The organism is Catellatospora chokoriensis (genome assembly GCF_011297315.1).
GTDB classification, from domain to species: domain Bacteria; phylum Actinomycetota; class Actinomycetes; order Mycobacteriales; family Micromonosporaceae; genus Catellatospora; species Catellatospora citrea.
The window spans coordinates 21,693-40,045 of sequence record NZ_JAAOTI010000025.1 but is presented as its reverse complement, the minus strand read 5'-3'; the positions used below and the strand labels follow the sequence as shown (position 1 = coordinate 40,045).

Here is an 18,353-nt window from a genome sequence, read left to right as displayed (position 1 = left end):
CGCAGGCCTCACCGCCGGCCTGGACGCCGAGCTCGCCGCGCCGAGACACCGCGCCTGATAGCCCGCGTTCAGTGCGTGCGCGGGGCGTACATGATGACGGCGACGCCGATCAGGCAGATCGCGGCGCCGATGATGTCGTAACGGTCGGGCCGGAACTTGTCCACGACCATTCCCCATGCCAGGGAGCCGGCGACGAACACCCCGCCGTAGGCGGCCAGGATCCGACCGAAGTGCACGTCCGGCTGGAACGTGGCCACGAACCCGTACGCGCCCAGCGCGATGAATCCGGCGGCGATCCACCACAGGCCGCGGTGCTCGCGCCAGCCCTGCCAGACCAGCCACGCCCCGCCGATCTCCAATAGCGCGGCAAGGGCGAACAGCAGGACAGAGCGGGCGACGAGCATGCGCCAGAGCCTAACCGTGCTCAGGAAGGCTGCGAGCAGGAGCAGGTGCCGCCGGCGCAGCCGCTGGCGTGGGCGGTGCGCCGCCGGGTCGACCACCACCATGCCAGTGCGGTGGCCGCAGCGAGCGCGACCGCGATGCCGGGCATGATCTGCCCGAGTGCTGCCCAGCCGGCGCCGCCGAGGATGCCCGCGGCCAGCAGCAGTGGGATGGCGCAGCATAGGGCGCAGGCAAGGCCCATGAGTCCGCCGAGTCCGCTGGGAAGTATCCGGCGCAGTCTGTTGGTCATTTGGTGTCTCCGTGGTGGAGGGCGGCGAGGGGGATGGGGCAGCAGTCGGTGGTGGCGCAGGTGGTCAGGTCGTCGCAGCCGGCGTCGAGGGCGGTGCGCAGGCTGGCGGCGATGGTCTGCAGGTCGGCGATCTTCGTCTCGATCTCGACGAGTTTGTTCGCGGCGCGGCGTTGCAGGCTGGTGTCGGGTCGGCGGCCGTGGCGGTGGGTGCCCAGGTCGACGAGTTCGGCGACCTCGTCGAGGGTGAACCCGAGCCGCTGCGCGGTCTTGATCACCCGTAGCAGGGTCAGGGCCTCGGCCGGGTACAGCCGGTGCCCGCCTGGTGTGCGGGCCGGTTCGGCGAGCAGGCCGCGGCGTTCGTAGTAGCGCAGCGTCTGCAGGTTCACCCCGGCTGCGTGGGCCAGTTCCCCGCTGCGAAGACCTGTGTTCACCGGTGCCCGCGCAGGGCGTCGGCGCTGCGGCTGACGGTCGAGGTCACCCGGGCCCGGGTCGGCGTCATCGCCTCCGAGTACTACAACGGCGGCCGCACCCAGGAGATCAACTCGCTGCTGTCCACGGGGTCACCCGCAAAGTTCGCCCAGCAGTTGTCGATTCTGACCCAACTGGCCCACGCCAAGCAGCAGGAGATCGCCAAGACGACCGAGGTGAAGGCCGAGTTCGACGAGCAGAAGGCCGCTCTCGACCAGATCATCGCCGACCAGGCGAAGAAGGACGCCGACATGGCGGCCAAGAAGAAGACCATCGAGGCCGACATGGAGCGGCTTGCCGCCCTGCGACTCAAGGCCTACGGCAGCGGCGGCCCCGGCGGCTCGCTGAAGATCGGCAACCTGTGCCCGGTGCCCGCACTCGGCACGCAGGACAACACGTCCAGCAAGGGCAACACCGCGGCGCTTGCCGCGTGCATGCAGATCAGCAAGACGTACGTGTTCGGGTCCAACGGCCCGAATACCTTCGACTGCTCAGGCCTGACCCAGTGGGCGTGGGCGAAAGCCGGCGTGGAGCTGACCCACTACACCAAGGCCCAGTGGACCGAGGGCAAGCGGGTGAGCACCCCCATCGTCGGCGACCTGGTCTTCTTCTACCCCAACGACGGCCTGCACCACATGGGCATGTACGTCGGGAAGGTCAACGGCAGGCGGGTCATGGTTCATGCACCGCACACCGGCGACGTCGTGCGCATGCAGTACATCGACGTCATGCCGCTGGCCGGATACGTACGCCCGAGCTGACGGTAACCGCTGCGTGCGGTCATCGGTCTGGTTCAAGCAGCGGCGATCCTGGCCACCGGTCTGGGCAACCGACCGGTTGCCGGGCTTGATCACCGCAATCGTCGCCTGGTCCTTGACCGCACTCCCACCCAGTGATCAAGAATGTCGGTTTGTGTCGACGAACCCGTCCCGGTGCCTGGTACGCATCAGGTTGGAACACGCTGGTGCAACGGGTATTTACGCCGGGTCGGGCACCAGGGGCGTGCTCGATGGGCCTGGGCTCGCCGCAGATGGCGACTCGGCAGGCCTCGGCGACGGGGACGGCGACGGGCTGGCCGCAGCGGTCGGCGAGCTGCTCGCCGAGGGCGAGGAACTAGCCGACGGCCGCGGCGATGTGGTCTGCGTCGGCCCCGGGCCGCTGGTCTGTGTCGGGGCGGGCTGGTTGGGGGCCGGCAGCGCGTCCACCACCCGGGTGGCGAAGTCGACAGAGCTCAGGTTGACAGTCGAGATCCTTACGACATCGCCGGTAGTGCGTGCCTGTACCACACGGCCGTCGCCCATGTACATGGCGACATGGTGGATGGTGCGCCAATCGGCCGGATCGGTGGCGTAGAAGAGCAGGTCACCCGGCAGCAGTGCGCTCTTGCTGACCGTCTTGTGCCGGGTCCCGTAGTACTGGTCCTTGGCGACTCGGTTGAGCCTGACGCCGGACGAAAGGTACGACGCCAGCATCAAGCCGGAGCAGTCATAGGTGCTAGGGCCCTCGTCGCCCCAGCGGTAGGGCTTGCCGCGCTGGCTGAGCGCGAACATGACAGCCTGGCGCGCCTTTGTGTGCGCGACCAGTCCGGCGTTGCTCTTCCCGGCGTCGTATCCCCCGAGGTTCTGCTGCTCGAGCTCGCGCAGGCGGTCGGCTTCGGACTGGAGCTCGGCGAGGCGCCGCTTCAGCTCCAGGAAGGCGACCTCCTTGCGCTTGAACTCTGTCTCCACCGCCATCACCGCCGAGGAGGACTGCTGCTCGGCGGTGATGGCGGCGGTGAGCACCGTGTAGGCCTGGCGCTCTTCCTGTTGGGCGCGCGCGAGGTCGTTGAGCACGGCCTCGGTCTCCGGCGTCGCCTCAGTCCGCGGGATGAGCTGTTCCAGTTCGTTGAGCGAGTCGCCCAGCCGCGGCGGGGCCTTGACCGCGGCCTGGTAGGCGGCGACCGCTGCGGCCTCGGCTGCGTTCTTGGCCTCGCGCAGGGTGTCGGCGGTGGCCCGCCAGGCGTAGTCGGCCATGGCCTTGGCCACGAGGGCGTTGGTGTACGTCTGGTAAAGCTCGCTGCGGCGCGCGCCGAGCACGGACAGTTCCAGCTCGGCGGCGGTGTACTGGGCCATCAGCACGGCCTGGGCGGTCGTCGGCTGGGTGCGGGGCTGGCTCAGCGAGCCGAACGGCAGGGCCGGCAGACCGTCGGGCTGCGGGCGAGCGCCCGCGTCCGGGATCGACGTGATGTTCGAACCGACGGGCGCCTCGGCGCCGGCAGGCACGGCGACGCCGCCTGCGATGAGCGCGCTCAGAACAGCGCTGCCCAGCGCGACCTGGCTCTGCCGTCGAGTCTGTCCACTTCGGTGCTTGGACATCAGTGGCCCGCCCTCCCCTGGTTGGTCCCACGATGTTCCTACCGGAAGTGGGGATCTGTGTCGACCTTTTCGCGCTGGTGCTAACAAGCTGTACAACAGCTGTGAGGGCACCTCCGGTTGATGCCGCGACGGCATCGCAGGCGTCCAGTTGTTGGCGTCGTCGGTGGTCAAGTCCTCATGGCCTGTGCACGGCATCAGCCGCTGCCGCCGCGCGCCGTGCCGCCGCGTTTGGTGGCGAGAACGCATTTGCTTACGATCTTGTGCGCAATAGTTGAAGTCGCGCGATGAGCCACTCCGGCCGTTTCACCAGGTGATGGTGCGGTCAGAGACCAGGGCTGCGACGGCGTTGACGGTCTGCGGGAGGAGTTCGCGTCGTCCGGTGAAGCGCTGCAGGACCCGCCACCACTTCAGTTCGGCGATGGCGTGCTCGACGGCGATCCGACGGCTGGACTGCTGCTTGCGCTTGTGCTCGTAGGCGATCACGTAGGGTTCCCAGGCTCCTGGACGTAGCTTCAACGGCGGTGCCTCGACCTGGCCGGGATGCTTCTTGGCCAGGCCCTGGTATCCGGAGTCCACAAGGATCCTCACCTGTGGGTACGCCTCCAGCAGCGCGTCGATGCCTTCGACGCGGACCGCGGTGTGGTCGTGGACCCGGCCGGGGCGGTGAGTGCCGCACCACAGGGTCGCGCCGGTCTCGTCGCTGATCACCGTGCTTTTGATCGTGTTTTGGCGGGCCTTGCCTGACACGAACGCCTTGCGTCCGCCCCGGCCCGCCCGCGGTCGGCGGACCCTGATCTCGGTCGCGTCCATCCGTAGCGTCACGCCCTCGGCCGCGGCGTAGGCGAACACGTCGGCCAGGGTCCGCAGTCGCACTCCGGACGGGGTCGCGAATCCCCGCCCGGCCAGTAGCGGCCGGACCTGCCCGATCGCCCGGGTCACGGTGGACCGGTCCACGCCGAACGCCACGGCGAGGGCGTCATGCGACAAGCCGGTGCGCAGGTGCGCGAGGGTGATCACCGCCCGGTCAGCCAGCGTCAGCGCGAACCGCCGGCCCGCGCCTGCCGCACGCTGACGGTGGCCACCGCGCCGGGCGTACAGCCGGCCCTCCCGGCCGGCGACCCACGCTGGGCCTACCTCGGCCAGAACCAGACGCAGATGATGCCGGGAGATACCCGTGAACACCGGATGGCTGAAAACTCGGCGGGCCTAGCGACGCGACATCCAAAGAGGATCTGCGACCGGATCAGGAGCCGCCACCGTCAGCTATTGAGCACAAGATCGTTAGCTCAGGCCCGCAGCGACGTCACCATCAGCGGATCTGGCAGGGCGCTGCATCAGCGCCCTGCAGGGCGCAGGCGGGCTGACGGCGATCGCCGCCGTCAACCCGCCTGTATCGCGGTCGCACACGCCGCGCTGCGCCCCGGCCTTCCGGCCTGCTTCAGGCGGCAGCCGCCGCGGTGGCAGGTGTACGCGCGGGTTGCGGGGCCGGCGGGGTGTGCCGGCGCAGCAGCAGCGCGTTGAAGGTGACGATGATCGTGGAGGCGCTCATCAACAGGGCCGCCCACTGCGGCTGCAGCAGGATCCCCAGACTCGTGTAGAAAACTCCGGCGGCGACCGGAATGGCGAGCAGGTTGTAGATCGCGGCCCAGAACAGGTTCTGCTTGATCTTCTTGCGGACGGCGCGGGCGATGCTCAGGGCGTAGGCGACGTCGGCGGGGTTGTCACGGATCAGCACGACGTCAGCGGTCTCCACGGCCACGTCGGTGCCGGCGCCGATCGCTATGCCGATGTCGGCCTGCGCCAGGGCGGGGGCGTCGTTGACGCCGTCGCCGACCATCGCGACCTTCGCGCCGGCCTGCTGCAGCTTGGTGATGTGGCCGGCTTTGTCTGCGGGCAGTACTTCGGCGATGACGGTGTCGATGCCCAACTGCCGGGCCACCGCCTCGGCGGTGGAGCGCTGGTCACCGGTCAGCATCACCGTGCGTACCCCTGCGGCGTGCAGCGCTGCGATCGCGGCCTTGGCGGAGTCGCGGATCGGGTCGGCGACCGCGACGACGCCCAGCGCACGGCCGTCGGCCGCCACGTACATGGCGGTCTTGCCGTCGGCGGCCAACCCCAGCGCGGCATCGGCCAGCCCGCTGATGTCGACGTTGTCGCGCTGCATGAGCCGGGCGTTGCCGATGAGGACCTTGCGGCCCTCGACGGTGGCCTGGACGCCGTGGCCGGGGACCGAGTCGAAAGCCTCGGGCGGGTTGACGGTGATGCCGCGCTGGCGGGCGGCGTCGACGATCGCCGCGGCGAGGGGGTGCTGGGACGGCTGGTCGGCACCGGCAGCCAGGCGCAGCAGTTCTTCCTCGGTGACGCCCTCGGCGGGTACGAGGTCGGTGACGGTGGGTTTGCCGGCGGTCAGGGTGCCGGTCTTGTCGAACACGACCGTGTCGATACCGGCGGTCATTTCTAGGGCGGTGGCGTTCTTGAACAGCACCCCGCCGCGCGCGCCCTGCCCGACGCCGACGGTGATCGCGGTCGGGGTGGCCAACGCGAGGGCGTCGGGGCAGGCGATGACGATCGCCGACACCGCGGCGGTCAGCGCGAACCCGACGCCGTGTGCGCCCCACAGCATCCACGCCGCGAAGGTCAGCGCGCCCGCGGCGAGGGCGACGTAGACGAGGTGCTTGCCGGCGGTGTCGGCCAGCCGCTGCGCGGGGGCCTTGGATGCTTGGGCGTTGCGGACCATCTGCACGATGCGGGCCAGTGCGGTGTCGGCGCCTACCGCGGTGGCGGTGAACGTGAACGCGCCGGTGGTGTTGATGGTGCCGCCGACCACCGGGTCACCGGGCCGCTTGACGACCGGCACCGGCTCCCCGGTGATCATCGACTCGTCGACGTAGGACTCCCCGTCGGCGACGGTGCCGTCAACGGGAATCTTCGCGCCCGGCTTCACCACGATCACATCACCGGTGACCACCTGGTCCAGGGGGATCTCGGTGTCCTGGCCGTCGCGGCGCACGATCGCCGTAGGCGGTGCCAGTTGCAGTAGCGCCTCCACGGCGCGGCCGGTCGCGAAGCGTGAACGCATCTCCAGCCAGTGCCCGAGCAGGCTCAGCGTGGTCAGCATCGCGGCGGCTTCGAAGAACACCTCGTGCCCGCCGAGCAGGGTCGAGGCGACGGAGTACAGGTAGGCCACCAGGATCCCGACGGCGATCAAGGTCATCATGGTGACCTCGCCGTGACGCAGCGAGCGGGCCGCCGAGGAGATGAACGGCCAGCCGCCCCACCACACGACGGGGGTGGCCAGGATCAGCCCGAACCAGCCCATGGACAGTCCGAACGGCGGCTGCGACGGGAAACCGAACACCTCCCCGATCGGGGAGAACAACACGATCGGGACAGTGAGGACCGCGCTGATGACGAAGCGGCGCAGCATCGAGGCGACCATGTCCGCGCCGTGTCCGGCGTGCTCGTCATGGCCTGCGTGCTCGTCGTGGCCGGCCGGGTGGGCCTGGTCAGCGGCAGGCGGGTGCTGCATCGTCGCCGTTGCCGAGTGGTGGGCGTGGCCGCTGGCCGGGTCGTCGGCCGGCCGGCCGGCGGCCGAGGTGTGGCTGGGGTGGTGGGCGTGGGCGTGCGGCTCGTCGGGATGGCCGGCGGCCGGGTGCCCAGGCTGGCAGCACGAGGCCGGGCAGTCGGTGCATTCGCAGTCGTAGCCGCGTCCGCGCAGCATCACCTGGATGGAGACGGCGTCGGTTCGGGCCGGGTCGTAGCCGATGTGCAGGACAGAGCGGGTGCGGTCGGCCACCGCGGTCGTGATGCCGGGCTGTGCAGTGAGGAACCGTTCGACGGCGGCCAGTTCGGTGGCGCAGAAGCAGAAGTCCAATGCGATCTCGGCGACATGGGCACCCTGTGCGCTGTCGTGGGTTTGGTGGTCTTGGCCGGCGTGTTCGTGTCTCATCGCGGTTCCCCAGTCCCGTCTTTGCTAGATCCACTTCCGAAGATACCCCGTGGGGGTAAGTCGGGCGCGGGATTTGATCAATATTTGGCAGGCTCGCTGGTTGCGTTTGTCAACCCCGTGGCGGGCAGCGCGGTGTCGCCGGCTGCCCGCCGCCGGCGAGCGGTCAGGCTCGTGCGTGGACCGCGTCGGCTTCCTGCTCAGCGGTCTTCTGTTCTGTTGTGGCCTGCTTGGAGGTGGGCGATGGTGTGCGCAGGGTGATGGCGGCCAGCACGGCGGCCGCGGCCGCGATGACGGCGGCGCCGCTGAACGCGGCGGAGAATCCGCCGGTCAGTGCCTCGGGGTCGCCGAGTGCGGTGGCGCCATGGGAGGCGGCCAGGGCGGTCATCGCGGCCAGGCCGAGTGCCGAGCCCACCTGGTAGCTGGTGTTGACCAGGCCGGAGGCCAGGCCGCCGTCGGCCGGGGGTGCGGCGGAGATCGCCGTGCCCAGCGACGGGATGAACGCCAGGGCGATGCCGGTCGCGGCGACCAGCGAGGCTGGAAGGACGTCGGCGGTGAAGCTGCCATCGGCGCGGACTAGGGCCAGCCAGCCGATGCCTGCGGCCAGGATCGCCAGCCCGGTGACGGTGGCGGCCTTCGGGCCGAACCGGGCGATGACCCGCGGCGCGAGGGTGATCATGGCGGCCATGATGAGCAGGGTCATCGGCAGCAGCGCCGCACCTGCGGGCAGGGCGCTGTAGCCGAGGACCTGCTGCAGGTAGAGGTTGAGGAAGAACCACATCGGGATCCAGGCCGCGCCCAGCAGCGCCTGGGCGAGGTTGGCCGCAGTGAGATTCGGTGCCCTTAGCAGCGACAGGCGCAGCAGCGGCACCCGCCGCACCCCCTGGATGATCACGAAGGTGGCCAGAAGAGCGGTCGCGGCGCCAAGCACGGCCCAGGTGTAGGGCGAGGTCCAGCCGCGTTCGGGCGCGGCAACGATGCCGTACACCAGTGCGGCCAGGCCCGCCGTCACGGTCAGCGCGCCGGCCCAGTCGACGCTGCCGCGAGCCCGGGTACCTGCCGGCATCAGCGCCGGGGCGGCGATGACGGCGGCGACGGCGACCGGGATGTTGAGGTAGAAGATCCACGGCCAGGACAGGTACTGGGTGATCAGGCCGCCTAGGAACACCCCGGCGGTGCCGCCTGCCGGGGCGGCCGCGCCGTACAGAGCCAGGGCACGCGTCAGCTCGCGCGGGTTGGCACCGAACAGCATCATTAGCAGTGTCAGCGACGACGGTGCGATCAGCGCGGCGCCAGCGCCCTGCACCCCGCGGGCGGTCAGTTCGGTGGTTACGTCTCCGGCGGCGCCGGCGGCTGCGGAGCCGGCGAGCAGGATCAGCCAGCCCGTGATGAACATGCGCCGGGCGCCGAACAGGTCGGACAGGCGCCCGCCGAGCAGCAGCAGGCCGCCGAAGGCGATGACGTAGGCGTTGAACACCCAGGACAGGTTCTGCTGGGTGAAGCCGAGCTGGTCCTGAATGTGGGGCAGGGCGACGCCGATTATCGACGTGTCCATGATGACCATGAACTGCGCGGCGGCGATAAGCGCCAGGGCCCACCAGCGCCGCGGTTGCGTTGACATGACTTCGGGTCCCTTCAGGGTGCCGGCCGTGTGGGGCCGGCGTGTTCTAGGGGTGTGCGGTGTAGCCGGCGGCGGCGACGGCCGCGGTGATGTCGGCCTGGGTCGCGGTGCCGGCGACGGTGAGCGTGGCGGTGGCCAGATCGACCGTGGCGTCGGTGACGCCGGGCACGGCGCGGGCGGCGGCGGTGACGCGGGCGGCGCACGAGCCGCAGGTCATGCCCTCGACCGTGAAGACATTGCCGGCGGCCTGGGTCGTGGTGCCCGCGGTATTGCAGGCGTTGTCGCTGCTGCAGCAACCCATGACGAAACTCCTCTCAGATACCCATACCCGGTGGGGGTATCGGTCTTCGGCGAACGTAGCATACCCCCGGGGGGTTTCGCTATAGTGGTGTCATGACGACGCAGCCGCACACCCCGACCCAGGCGACCACCGCCGCCCCGACCCGCGGCTACACCGCGACAAAGGACCAGCTACTCACCCGTATCCGCCGCATCGAGGGACAGGTGCGCGGCATCGAGAAGATGGTCGAGGACGACCGCTACTGCATCGACGTCCTGACCCAGATCTCGGCGATCCAGGCCGCGCTGGACAAGGTCGGATTGGGTCTGCTGGACGGGCACGCCCGCCACTGCATGCACGAGGGCGCCGAGCAGGGCCGTTCGGATCAGATGGCCACCGAGATGATGGCCGCGGTCGGGCGGCTGATGAAGCGCGGCTGAACGCGCCACCGCGTCGTCGAGGCGGGCGCCGGGTGCTGACCGGCGCCCGCCGCGTGCTGCTACTTGAGCCGGTCCTTGATCTGCTGCAGCATGGCGATCTCGGCCGTCTGATCCTTCTCGATCTTCGCCGCGAGCTCCTTGGCCGCCGGGTCGGAGCCCTCGGCCTGCTCGGTCTTGGCCATGGTGACCGCGCCCTGGTGGTGGGCGATCATCATGGCGACGAACTCGCGGTCGAACGCCGCACCCGACATGGCCTCCAGGGCGGCCATCTGCTCGTCGGTCATCATGCCGGGCATGGCGGCCATGTTGCCCATGTCGTGGCCGGGCATGGCAGTGGGCTGGCCCCACGCGGTCAGCCAGCCGGTCATGAGCTCGATCTCCGGACCCTGGGCGGTCTTGATCTGCGTGGCGAGCTGGGCCACCTGCGGGTCGACGGCCCGGGTCGCGGCCAGTTCGGCCATCCGTACTGCCTGCTGGTGGTGCGGGATCATGCCCTGGGCGAACGTGATGTCGGCGTCGTTGTGGGTCGAGCCGGCAGACACCGACGGCGCCGGGGCGCCGGTGTGCCCGCTGGTGCCGTGCTGCCCGGAAGAGGAGCAGCCGGCCAGGGCGAGTACGGCGGTGGCGAGCGCGGCCAGGCCGAGGCGGCCGAGGTGGGTCTTTACGGACATGGTGAAGCCTTTCATCGGGGTCTTTCGGACATGGCGAACCTGCGGCCCGCAGGGGGCCGCCGGTCTGGTCCTATGTCCGTGACACCGACAGTTGCGCCAGACGTACGCGCAGCGGTACCGGCGGTGGGCCTCGAGACAGGCCGTGTCCGCCGCGGCGGGGCCGCGGTCGGTCGAGGCGATGCCGGGCCTGTCTGCGCAGCCATATGACCGCCAGTACGAGCGCGACCAGTGCCGACAGCACGGCGAGGCAGATACTGAACGCCTGCCACGGGTCGTGGTCGCCGCAGCCGTCGCAGGTGCGGTGGTCGGCAGTGGGCATCGCCGCGGTGTGGCCGTCGACTGCCGCGGCGGCGGCCGGCGGGTGGAGCTTTGCGGCGTGGTGGTTCTGGTGGTGGGCGCCGTGGCCGAAGGTGTGCATGAAAGCGAGCCCGAGTACCACTGCGATCAGCAGGGCTCGGGGCACCGCCTGGCGCACGCCTGTCACCACACCTCCACCGTAGGCATCGGGCTGCCCGCCTGGGGCTGAACAAGTGTGCGGGCAGGGTCGCACGGCCGTTTCGATGATACCCACCGGGGGTAATCTGGTGGAGCGATCGTCGGGAGGTGGCCACGTTCGCCACTGGCGCCGGTGCTGGATCCATCCCACCCGAGGTGGTGCTAGGCACGGCACTGACCAGGTTCGTGAAGGAGTGCGTACGCTGCGCCGGGGCGTGTACCGCGTGCGCGGATGCGTGCCTGTCCGAGCAGTTGGCGGTCGATCTAGTCGACTGTATCGGCCTGAACTTCCACTGCGCCGATGTGTGCGAGGCCACAAAACGGATGCTGTCGCGGCGGATGGGTGTCGACCCCCACCTGACGCGAGCACGGCTGGAAGTTTGCGCGCTGCGTGTGCAAGGTGTGCCGCCGAGTGGGAGCGGCACGCTGGCGCGCACGGCCAGTGCCTGGTCTGCGCGCACGCCTGCCGCGCACGCGAGCAGGCCTGCCGGCAGCTGCTGGCGGCGCTGGGCTGACCCGGTCGCAGGCACGCCTGCCCGCTGGTCGGAGTTCGGTCGGGAGTATGCGTGCCCGGTTGCAGACCTGCTGTCTGGGTTAGCGCGCGCTGTGACCGGGACCATCCCCACACCCTTAACAAACCCCTGGGGGGTATGCTACGGTCACCATATCTGATACCCCGAGGGGGTATCACGGTCGAAGGAGTTTCGTGATGGAGACCGTCTACACCGTCAAGGGCATGACCTGCGGCCACTGCGTCAACTCGGTCAGCACCGAGATCGGCAAGATCGACGGTGTGACCGGGGTACAGGTCGACCTCGCATCCGGCACCGTGACGGTGACCAGCACCGGGGCGCTGGCGAACGCAGCTGTCGCGGCCGCGGTCGACGAGGCGGGCTACGAGCTGACGGGAGCACAGTCATGAACACTCCGCTCAAGCTCGGGCTGTTCGGCCTGAGCCTGGCCGCGGTGTTCGCAGTGGCGTTCGGGGCCGGCAACCTGGCCGGCCCCGCGCCCGCAGCCGACACCCGACCGCATGAGCCGTCTGGTCATGGCGCACACGCCGAACCGACCGCATCCGCGCCGGGCGCGCAGGTACCCGGCGGTCTGCAGGTCGCGCAGGACGGCTACCGGCTTCATCCGCTCACCGCGACCCTGACCACGCAGGCAGCCCAGCCGCTACGTTTCAAGATCGTGGGCCCGGACGGGGCCGCCGTCACGGACTACACCCCGACCCACGACAAGGACCTGCACCTGATCGTCGTGCGCCGCGACCTGTCCGGCTTCCAGCACGTGCACCCGGCGCTTGGCGCCGACGGCGTGTGGTCGATACCGCTGCAGGTCCCGGCCGCAGGCCAATACCGGCTGTTCGCCGACTTCCAGCCCGCCGGCCGCGACAAGCCGCTGACCCTGGGCGCCGACCTGCCCGCAGCGGGCAACTACCAGCCACTGCCACTGCCGGTCCCGGCACGCACCGCCGCCGTCGACGGCTACACCGTCACCCTCGACGACGACCTGGTCCCGGGCACCTCGTCGAAGCTGACCCTGTCCGTCGCCAAGGACGGCGTACCGGTTACCGACCTGCAGCCCTACCTGGCCGCCTATGGCCACCTCGTCGCGCTGCGCGACGGCGACCTGGCCTACCTGCATGTTCACCCCGACGGCTCCCCCGGCGACGGACGCACCCCGGCCGGGCCGCAGATCGTCTTCTACGCCGAGGTCCCCTCGGCCGGGGCCTACCGGCTGTTCCTGGACTTCCAGCACAACGGCGTCGTGCGCACCGCGGCGTTCACCGCGGTCGCGGGGCCCGCCTCCGCAGCGTCCGCGCCCACACCAGCGCCGAGCGCTCCCGCGCCAACGCCAAGCGCCACGCACGCACACGAAGGAGGGCACTGATGAGCACCGACAGCAAGCCGCTCGCCTACGCCACCCAGCAGATCGAGCTCGCCATCGGCGGCATGACCTGCGCCTCGTGCGCCGCGCGGATCGAGAAGAAACTCAACCGCCTCGACGGGGTCACCGCGACCGTCAACTACGCGACCGAGAAGGCGTCGGTGACTTTCGACGACACCGTCACCACCGACCAGCTCATCGCCACGGTCGAGGCCACCGGCTACACCGCCGCGCTGCCCGTCGCCGAGCCGGACGCCGACGCCGAACCGGTCGACGAACTCGCCGGACTGCGCCGGCGACTGTGGACGTCTGTCGTGCTCGCGGTGCCGGTGGTGGTCCTGGCCATGGTGCCTGCGTGGCAGTTCACGAACTGGCAATGGCTGTCGCTGACCCTGGCCGCGCCGGTCGTGGTCTACGGCGGGGCGCCGTTTCACCGGGCGGCCTGGACGAACCTGCGCCACGGCGCGGCCACCATGGACACCCTGATCTCGGTCGGCACCCTGGCCGCGTTCGGGTGGTCGCTGTGGGCGCTGTTCTTCGGCACGGCCGGCATCGCCGGTATGACGCACCCGTTCAGCTTGTCGATCAGCCGGACGGACGGGGCGGGCAACATCTATCTCGAGGTCGCCGCTGCGGTGACCGTGTTCATCCTCGCCGGGCGCTACTTCGAGGCTCGGTCCAAGCGCCGGGCCGGCGCGGCCCTGCGGGCACTGCTGGAGCTGGGCGCCAAAGACGTCACGGTGCTGCGCGATGGCCGCGAGCAGCGCATTCCGGTCGCTCAGCTGGCCGTCGGGGATGTGTTCGTGGTCCGGCCCGGCGATAAGATCGCCACGGACGGCACCGTCACCGACGGTGCCTCCGCGGTGGACGCCTCGATGCTCACCGGAGAGTCCGTGCCGGTAGAGGTCGGCCCCGGCGATGCCGTGGTCGGCGCGACCGTCAACGTCGGCGGCCGCCTGGTCGTGCAGGCCACCCGCGTCGGCGCGGACACGCAGCTGGCGCAGATGGCCCGGCTGGTCGAGCAGGCCCAGACCGGTAAGGCCGCCGTCCAGCGGCTCGCGGACCGGATCTCGGCCGTGTTCGTCCCGATCGTCATCGCTCTCGCGGTGGCCACACTGGGGTACTGGCTCGGCACCGGCGACGGCGTCGCGGCCGCGTTCACCGCCGCCGTCGCCGTACTGATCATCGCGTGCCCGTGCGCCCTGGGCCTGGCCACGCCGACCGCGCTGCTGGTCGGCACCGGCCGCGGCGCCCAGCTGGGCATCCTCATCAAAGGCCCCGAGGTCCTCGAGTCCACGCGTCGGGTCGACACCGTGGTCCTCGACAAGACCGGCACCGTCACCACCGGCCGCATGACCCTGGTCGACGTCTTCACCGCCGAAGGCACCAGCCGCGAGCAGGCGCTGCGCCTGGCGGGCGCCGCCGAGGCAGCCTCGGAGCACCCGATCGCCCAGGCGATCGCCGCCGCGGCCGCGCAGGCCGGGCCGCTGCCGCAGGTGAGCGGGTTCGCTAACACGCAGGGCTTGGGCGTCACCGGCACCGTCGACGACGTCGCTGTAGTCGTCGGGCGGGCGGCGCTGCTGGCCGAGCACGGCCTGCAGATCCCGGCCGAGCTCGACCGGGCACGTCAGGCCGCCGAGACCGCGGGGCGCACTGCGGTGCTGGCCGGCTGGGACGGCGCCGCGCGGGCGGTGTTCGCCGTCGCCGACGTCGTCAAGCCCACCAGCGCAGCCGCGGTGGCAGGGCTGCGCGCCCTGGGGCTGACGCCGGTGCTGTTGACCGGCGACAACACCACGGTCGCGAAGGCGATCGGCGCGGAGGTCGGCATCGACCAGGTGATCGCCGAGGTGCTGCCCCAAGACAAGGTCGACGTCGTCAAGCGGCTGCAGCAGCAGGGCAAGGTCGTGGCGATGGTCGGCGACGGCGTCAACGACGCCGCCGCCCTCGCACAGGCCGACCTCGGCCTGGCCATGGGCACCGGCACCGACGCCGCGATCGAGGCCGCCGACCTCACCCTGGTCCGCGGCGACCTGATGGCCGCAGTCGACGCGATCCGGCTGTCGCGGCGCACCCTTGCCACGATCAAGACGAACCTGTTCTGGGCGTTCGCCTACAACGTCGCCGCACTGCCGCTGGCCGCCCTGGGGCTGCTCAACCCGATGATCGCCGGGGCGGCGATGGCGCTGTCGTCGGTGTTCGTCGTATCGAACAGTCTGCGGCTGCGCGGATTCAAGACCGTCACCGCACGTCCCTGACCGCGCCAGCGCCGGTGGCGCCGTCCGAGTCCGGGCGGCGCCACCGGCGCACCATCGTGTGAAAGGCAGCATCCCCCGTGCCCTCCCCTACCACCGCGGCAAGCACCTGCCGGGTCGTGCTGTGCCGCGGCTGCTGCTGCGGCACCACCGGCAAACATCCCGACACCGACCACCAACTGCAGGCCGACCAGTTGCGCCACGCCCCGGGTATCGACCTGATGGTCACCGGCTGCCTGGGCAACTGCGAACGCAGCAACACCGTCGTGGTGCTGCCCAGCCCTGCCGGCCGTGCCGCGGGCGGCCGAGTCACTTGGCTCGGGCGAATCCTCGACGCCACACTGACACAGTCCGTCGCCGACTGGATCGCCGCAGGCGGCCCCGGACTTGCCGAACCGCCGGACCGGCTGGCCCCACACGTCCAGGCACCGGGGCGGCGCATCGCCGCCGCGCCCGCCCCGGCCGATGCACGCTGATCCCACCCAGGCGCAGCGGCAGCCCACGGCCCCGAGCACCCCGTATCCTGTGGCCATGCAGCACAGCGCGACACGACCGGCGGGCAAGCCGCTGCGTGTCGTGCTCGTCGCGCTGCTTCTGGCAGGGCTCGGGCTGTGGCAGTCCTGGCAGTGCACCGACGACATGGCCCCGCTGATGATCCCCGCCGCGATGGCAGCCGGCTCCGGCCACCCGCCCGGCGCCGGCCACGGTGACCAGCCGTCCGACGACGGCGGTCACGGCAGCCTGGCGGCGGTGTGCATGAGCGTGCTGGCGGCGGTCGCCGCGGCGCTGCTGCTGTTGGCCGAGCCGTCTCGGTTGCGTGCGCTGCTGCGCCGGGCCGGTCAGGTTCAGGTGCATCCCGTCGGGCCGCTGCCACGGGCGGCGACCCTCGCCCAGTTGTGCATCCTGCGCACGTAGGAGAAACCCGCCCCGATCCATCCACTGATGTGGATGACTTCGTTGTTGCTGGTTTCCTTCCTCCTGCGAAAGGTTCCTTCCCACCGTGTCGACAAGTCTTTTCTCCGTGCTCCTGCTCGGCCTGCTCGCCGGCGGCGTGTCCTGCGCCGCGGTGCAGGGCGGCCTGCTGGCCGGCCTGGTCTCCCGCCAGCGCCAACCCGTCACTCCCGGCACCGGCACCCGCCGCGCACTGCCCGTTCCGGCAGCTCGCGTCGGTGACGACCTCGCCCCCGTCGGCGGGTTCCTGGCCGGCAAGCTCGCCTCCCACGCTCTGCTGGGCGCCCTGCTCGGCGCACTGGGCACGGCGGTGCAGCTCGGCATGCACCTGCGCGCCATGGTCCAGATCGGCGCCGGGCTGCTCATCATCGCCATGGGCCTCGGACAGCTGGGCGTCAAGGCGTTCCGTGGCCTGACCTTCACTCCCCCAGCCTCTTGGACAAGGCTGGTACGCGGCCGTGCCCGCTCCCAGTCCGCCCTCGCGCCGGCGGTACTCGGCGTGGGCAGCGTCCTCATCCCGTGCGGGGTGACGCTGTCGGTCATGGCCCTGGCGGTCGCGTCCGGGTCACCGTGGCAAGGTGCGCTGATCATGGCCGTGTTCGTGATCGGGACCGCGCCGCTGTTCACCGTGCTGGGCTTCGCCGCCGCCCGTGCCCGCCGCGCCGTCGGCGCCTGGGCAAAGCGCCTGGCCGTCGCAACCGGGGTGCTGATCCTGGCCCTGGGCGCCTACACCCTCAACGGCGGCCTCGAACTGTCCGGCTCCCCCGTCGCCGCCAGCCAGATCACCTACGCCCTCGGCCTGACCGGCGACGCCCCCGCGGAGGTCACCGGCCCCCGGGTCAGCGTCGAGGCCGGCCACCAGACGGTGATCGTCAGCGCGGTCACCGGCGCCTACACCCCCGCCAACCTCGACGTGGCCGCCGGGCTGCCCACCACGCTGATCGTGCGCTCAGACAAGGCGCAAGGCTGCGTGCGGTCGTTCGTCATCCCCAGCCTCAACATCGAGAAGATCCTTCCCGTCAACGGCGACACCCGCATCGACCTGGGCGTGCTGCAACCCGGACGGCTGGGCTACTCCTGCGGCATGGGCATGTACACCGGCCGCCTGACCGTCACGCAGAAAGCGACGTCATGACCACCTTCACTTTCGCCGTCACCGGGATGCACTGCGCCAGCTGCGGCCTGCTCATCGACGAAACCCTCGAAGAGGAGGTCCCCGGCGTGCGCCGCGCCGAGACCAGCGTGCGCAAGAGCCGCACGGTCGTGACCGCCGACAACGACCTCGACCCAGCCGTCATCGCCGCCGCGATCACCGCCGCCGGTTATCCCGCGACCCTGACGGCCACCGCCTGACCCATCCGGCGGCGCCACCGCCGAATGTCCTGAAACGGCCGGCATCCCACCTGCCGGTGGCGGCCCAGCGGCCGTCACCGGCACAGCCACGCCAGCCGGAACGCCGAACCCGCCGACCTTCGAACCGTCACCAGTTGCCGCAAAGCGCCATTAGCACGCTCCTATCCGGCTTAATGTGGTCGAGGTTGCTGGACACGCATGGAGGGGGTCGACATGAGCTCTGCCGTCCGCACGATGGCGGTCACTGCCGCGGTGCTGCTGGGCGCCAGTGCGCTGTCCGGCTGCGGCGCCACCACGCAGACCACGCCGTCCACGCATGTTCCGGTGGCCGTGCAGCCGAGCCCGACGCAGCAGTTCAACGACACCGACGTCCAGTTCGCCCAGCAGATGATCGTCCACCACCAGCAGGCGCTGATGATGGCCCAGATGGCCGCCGACAAAGCCGCCGACGCCGACGTCAAGCAGCTCGCCGTCGAGATCGGGCAGGAGCAGTCGCCCGAGATCGAGCAGATGAGCACGTGGCTCGCGCAGTGGGGCAAGCCGGTGCCGTCGATGGGGCCGGGTATGACGATGCCGTCCATGCCGCCGATGGGCCCCGGGGCGATGCCGTCGATGGGCCCGATGCCGGACATGGGCCAGATGCAGAACATGACCGGCGAGCAGTTCGACCAGATGTTCCTGCAGATGATGATCGCCCATCACGAAGGCGCGGTCGCAATGGCCAAAGCCGAGATCGCAAGCGGCGCGAACCCGGCCGCCAAACAGCTGGCGGAGAAGATCCAGTCCAGCCAGAGCGCCCAGATCGAGCAGATGCGCCAGATGCTGGGCGCCATGCCGAGCCCCACGAGCTGACACGCCGCCACCCGCGCGGGCTCGCCCGCGCCGCGGCCGACGCCTGTTGGCGCACCAGTCCACTTCAGGCCCACCGGGCAGGGCATGAC

General features: G+C 70.6%; 21 protein-coding genes and 1 pseudogene. 13 read left to right on the top strand and 9 right to left on the bottom strand.

Annotation, left to right across the window (positions count from 1 at the left end; translation table 11 throughout):
* Positions 1-68 precede the first annotated feature (68 nt).
* The 3 genes from HAV39_RS30800 to HAV39_RS30790 are packed head-to-tail and all read right to left on the bottom strand — an operon-like array spanning position 69 to position 1,077.
* Complete coding sequence (locus HAV39_RS30800) at positions 69-404, bottom strand: YnfA family protein (RefSeq protein WP_191842685.1); 336 nt, start codon at positions 402-404, stop codon at positions 69-71.
* A gap of 20 nt (positions 405-424) precedes the next feature.
* On the bottom strand, positions 425-691 hold the full coding sequence (locus tag HAV39_RS30795; RefSeq protein ID WP_191842684.1) for a hypothetical protein: 267 nt from the start codon (positions 689-691) through the stop codon (positions 425-427).
* Positions 688-1,077, bottom strand: coding sequence for a MerR family DNA-binding protein (locus tag HAV39_RS30790; protein ID WP_239120893.1), 390 nt, complete (start codon positions 1,075-1,077; stop codon positions 688-690). Before HAV39_RS30790 ends, HAV39_RS30795 begins: the two co-directional genes overlap by 4 nt.
* Before the next feature lie 9 nt (positions 1,078-1,086).
* On the opposite strand from HAV39_RS30790, the gene HAV39_RS30785 reads away from it, so the two are divergent.
* The gene (locus HAV39_RS30785; RefSeq protein ID WP_191842682.1) at positions 1,087-1,920 is read left to right on the top strand and encodes a C40 family peptidase; all 834 of its coding nucleotides are present in this window, start codon (positions 1,087-1,089) and stop codon (positions 1,918-1,920) included.
* Between the two features lie 216 nt (positions 1,921-2,136).
* On the opposite strand, the gene HAV39_RS30780 is transcribed toward HAV39_RS30785, so the two are convergent.
* The 5 genes from HAV39_RS30780 to HAV39_RS30760 form a co-directional block, all read right to left on the bottom strand.
* Entirely contained in the window at positions 2,137-3,513 is a 1,377-nt protein-coding gene (locus HAV39_RS30780) for a C40 family peptidase (RefSeq protein WP_191842681.1), read from the bottom strand.
* Between the two features lie 303 nt (positions 3,514-3,816).
* Positions 3,817-4,695, bottom strand: coding sequence for a transposase family protein (locus HAV39_RS30775; RefSeq protein ID WP_203736610.1), 879 nt, complete (start codon positions 4,693-4,695; stop codon positions 3,817-3,819).
* A gap of 256 nt (positions 4,696-4,951) precedes the next feature.
* Positions 4,952-7,462, bottom strand: coding sequence for a copper-translocating P-type ATPase (locus tag HAV39_RS30770; RefSeq protein ID WP_191842680.1), 2,511 nt, complete (start codon positions 7,460-7,462; stop codon positions 4,952-4,954).
* A gap of 163 nt (positions 7,463-7,625) precedes the next feature.
* Positions 7,626-9,080: an MFS transporter gene (locus HAV39_RS30765; protein WP_191842679.1), complete on the bottom strand. Its 1,455-nt coding sequence runs from the start codon at positions 9,078-9,080 to the stop codon at positions 7,626-7,628.
* A 46-nt stretch (positions 9,081-9,126) separates the two neighbouring features.
* Complete coding sequence (locus tag HAV39_RS30760; RefSeq protein ID WP_191842678.1) at positions 9,127-9,381, bottom strand: cation transporter; 255 nt, start codon at positions 9,379-9,381, stop codon at positions 9,127-9,129.
* A 92-nt stretch (positions 9,382-9,473) separates the two neighbouring features.
* On the opposite strand from HAV39_RS30760, the gene HAV39_RS30755 reads away from it, so the two are divergent.
* Positions 9,474-9,800 carry a metal-sensitive transcriptional regulator gene (locus tag HAV39_RS30755; RefSeq protein ID WP_191842677.1) on the top strand — a complete coding sequence of 109 codons (327 nt, stop codon included), beginning with the start codon at positions 9,474-9,476 and terminating at the stop codon, positions 9,798-9,800.
* A gap of 59 nt (positions 9,801-9,859) precedes the next feature.
* Here HAV39_RS30755 and HAV39_RS30750 read toward each other — a convergent pair whose 3' ends face one another.
* A complete protein-coding gene (locus tag HAV39_RS30750; RefSeq protein WP_191842676.1) occupies positions 9,860-10,471 on the bottom strand; it encodes a DUF305 domain-containing protein in 612 nt (203 codons plus the stop codon).
* Between the two features lie 142 nt (positions 10,472-10,613).
* On the opposite strand from HAV39_RS30750, the gene HAV39_RS42945 reads away from it, so the two are divergent.
* The 11 genes and pseudogenes from HAV39_RS42945 (at position 10,614) to HAV39_RS30705 (ending at position 18,264) form a co-directional block, all read left to right on the top strand.
* The gene (locus HAV39_RS42945; protein ID WP_191842675.1) at positions 10,614-10,997 is read left to right on the top strand and encodes a hypothetical protein; all 384 of its coding nucleotides are present in this window, start codon (positions 10,614-10,616) and stop codon (positions 10,995-10,997) included.
* A 77-nt stretch (positions 10,998-11,074) separates the two neighbouring features.
* A pseudogene (locus tag HAV39_RS43785) lies at positions 11,075-11,341 on the top strand (four-helix bundle copper-binding protein); the annotation flags it as partial.
* The gene (locus tag HAV39_RS43780) at positions 11,272-11,481 is read left to right on the top strand and encodes a four-helix bundle copper-binding protein (protein WP_483398705.1); all 210 of its coding nucleotides are present in this window, start codon (positions 11,272-11,274) and stop codon (positions 11,479-11,481) included. The pseudogene HAV39_RS43785 and the gene HAV39_RS43780, both read left to right, overlap by 70 nt.
* Before the next feature lie 194 nt (positions 11,482-11,675).
* Complete coding sequence (locus HAV39_RS30740; protein WP_191842674.1) at positions 11,676-11,888, top strand: heavy-metal-associated domain-containing protein; 213 nt, start codon at positions 11,676-11,678, stop codon at positions 11,886-11,888.
* On the top strand, positions 11,885-12,859 hold the full coding sequence (locus HAV39_RS30735) for a hypothetical protein (RefSeq protein ID WP_191842673.1): 975 nt from the start codon (positions 11,885-11,887) through the stop codon (positions 12,857-12,859). The genes HAV39_RS30740 and HAV39_RS30735 overlap by 4 nt, the downstream gene beginning before the upstream one ends.
* Complete coding sequence (locus HAV39_RS30730) at positions 12,859-15,111, top strand: heavy metal translocating P-type ATPase (RefSeq protein ID WP_191842672.1); 2,253 nt, start codon at positions 12,859-12,861, stop codon at positions 15,109-15,111. Before HAV39_RS30735 ends, HAV39_RS30730 begins: the two co-directional genes overlap by 1 nt.
* A gap of 77 nt (positions 15,112-15,188) precedes the next feature.
* Positions 15,189-15,584 carry a (2Fe-2S) ferredoxin domain-containing protein gene (locus tag HAV39_RS30725; protein WP_191842671.1) on the top strand — a complete coding sequence of 132 codons (396 nt, stop codon included), beginning with the start codon at positions 15,189-15,191 and terminating at the stop codon, positions 15,582-15,584.
* A gap of 55 nt (positions 15,585-15,639) precedes the next feature.
* Positions 15,640-16,023, top strand: a complete 384-nt coding sequence (locus HAV39_RS30720; RefSeq protein WP_191842670.1) for a hypothetical protein — start codon at positions 15,640-15,642, stop codon at positions 16,021-16,023.
* 85 nt (positions 16,024-16,108) lie between these two features.
* On the top strand, positions 16,109-17,194 hold the full coding sequence (locus HAV39_RS30715) for a sulfite exporter TauE/SafE family protein (protein ID WP_191842669.1): 1,086 nt from the start codon (positions 16,109-16,111) through the stop codon (positions 17,192-17,194).
* A complete protein-coding gene (locus HAV39_RS30710) occupies positions 17,191-17,412 on the top strand; it encodes a cation transporter (RefSeq protein ID WP_191842668.1) in 222 nt (73 codons plus the stop codon). Before HAV39_RS30715 ends, HAV39_RS30710 begins: the two co-directional genes overlap by 4 nt.
* A 213-nt stretch (positions 17,413-17,625) precedes the next feature.
* Positions 17,626-18,264, top strand: a complete 639-nt coding sequence (locus tag HAV39_RS30705; RefSeq protein WP_191842667.1) for a DUF305 domain-containing protein — start codon at positions 17,626-17,628, stop codon at positions 18,262-18,264.
* Positions 18,265-18,353 lie beyond the last annotated feature (89 nt).

Coding starts and splice junctions, on each gene's coding strand:
- HAV39_RS30800 (WP_191842685.1), bottom strand. CDS start 404: ATGCTCGTCGCCCGCTCTGTCCTGCTGTTCGCCCTTGCCGCGCTATTG.
- HAV39_RS30795 (WP_191842684.1), bottom strand. CDS start 691: ATGACCAACAGACTGCGCCGGATACTTCCCAGCGGACTCGGCGGACTC.
- HAV39_RS30780 (WP_191842681.1), bottom strand. CDS start 3,513: ATGTCCAAGCACCGAAGTGGACAGACTCGACGGCAGAGCCAGGTCGCG.
- HAV39_RS30770 (WP_191842680.1), bottom strand. CDS start 7,462: ATGAGACACGAACACGCCGGCCAAGACCACCAAACCCACGACAGCGCA.
- HAV39_RS30765 (WP_191842679.1), bottom strand. CDS start 9,080: ATGTCAACGCAACCGCGGCGCTGGTGGGCCCTGGCGCTTATCGCCGCC.
- HAV39_RS30760 (WP_191842678.1), bottom strand. CDS start 9,381: ATGGGTTGCTGCAGCAGCGACAACGCCTGCAATACCGCGGGCACCACG.
- HAV39_RS30755 (WP_191842677.1), top strand. CDS start 9,474: ATGACGACGCAGCCGCACACCCCGACCCAGGCGACCACCGCCGCCCCG.
- HAV39_RS30750 (WP_191842676.1), bottom strand. CDS start 10,471: ATGTCCGTAAAGACCCACCTCGGCCGCCTCGGCCTGGCCGCGCTCGCC.
- HAV39_RS30740 (WP_191842674.1), top strand. CDS start 11,676: ATGGAGACCGTCTACACCGTCAAGGGCATGACCTGCGGCCACTGCGTC.
- HAV39_RS30735 (WP_191842673.1), top strand. CDS start 11,885: ATGAACACTCCGCTCAAGCTCGGGCTGTTCGGCCTGAGCCTGGCCGCG.
- HAV39_RS30730 (WP_191842672.1), top strand. CDS start 12,859: ATGAGCACCGACAGCAAGCCGCTCGCCTACGCCACCCAGCAGATCGAG.
- HAV39_RS30720 (WP_191842670.1), top strand. CDS start 15,640: ATGCAGCACAGCGCGACACGACCGGCGGGCAAGCCGCTGCGTGTCGTG.
- HAV39_RS30710 (WP_191842668.1), top strand. CDS start 17,191: ATGACCACCTTCACTTTCGCCGTCACCGGGATGCACTGCGCCAGCTGC.
- HAV39_RS30705 (WP_191842667.1), top strand. CDS start 17,626: ATGAGCTCTGCCGTCCGCACGATGGCGGTCACTGCCGCGGTGCTGCTG.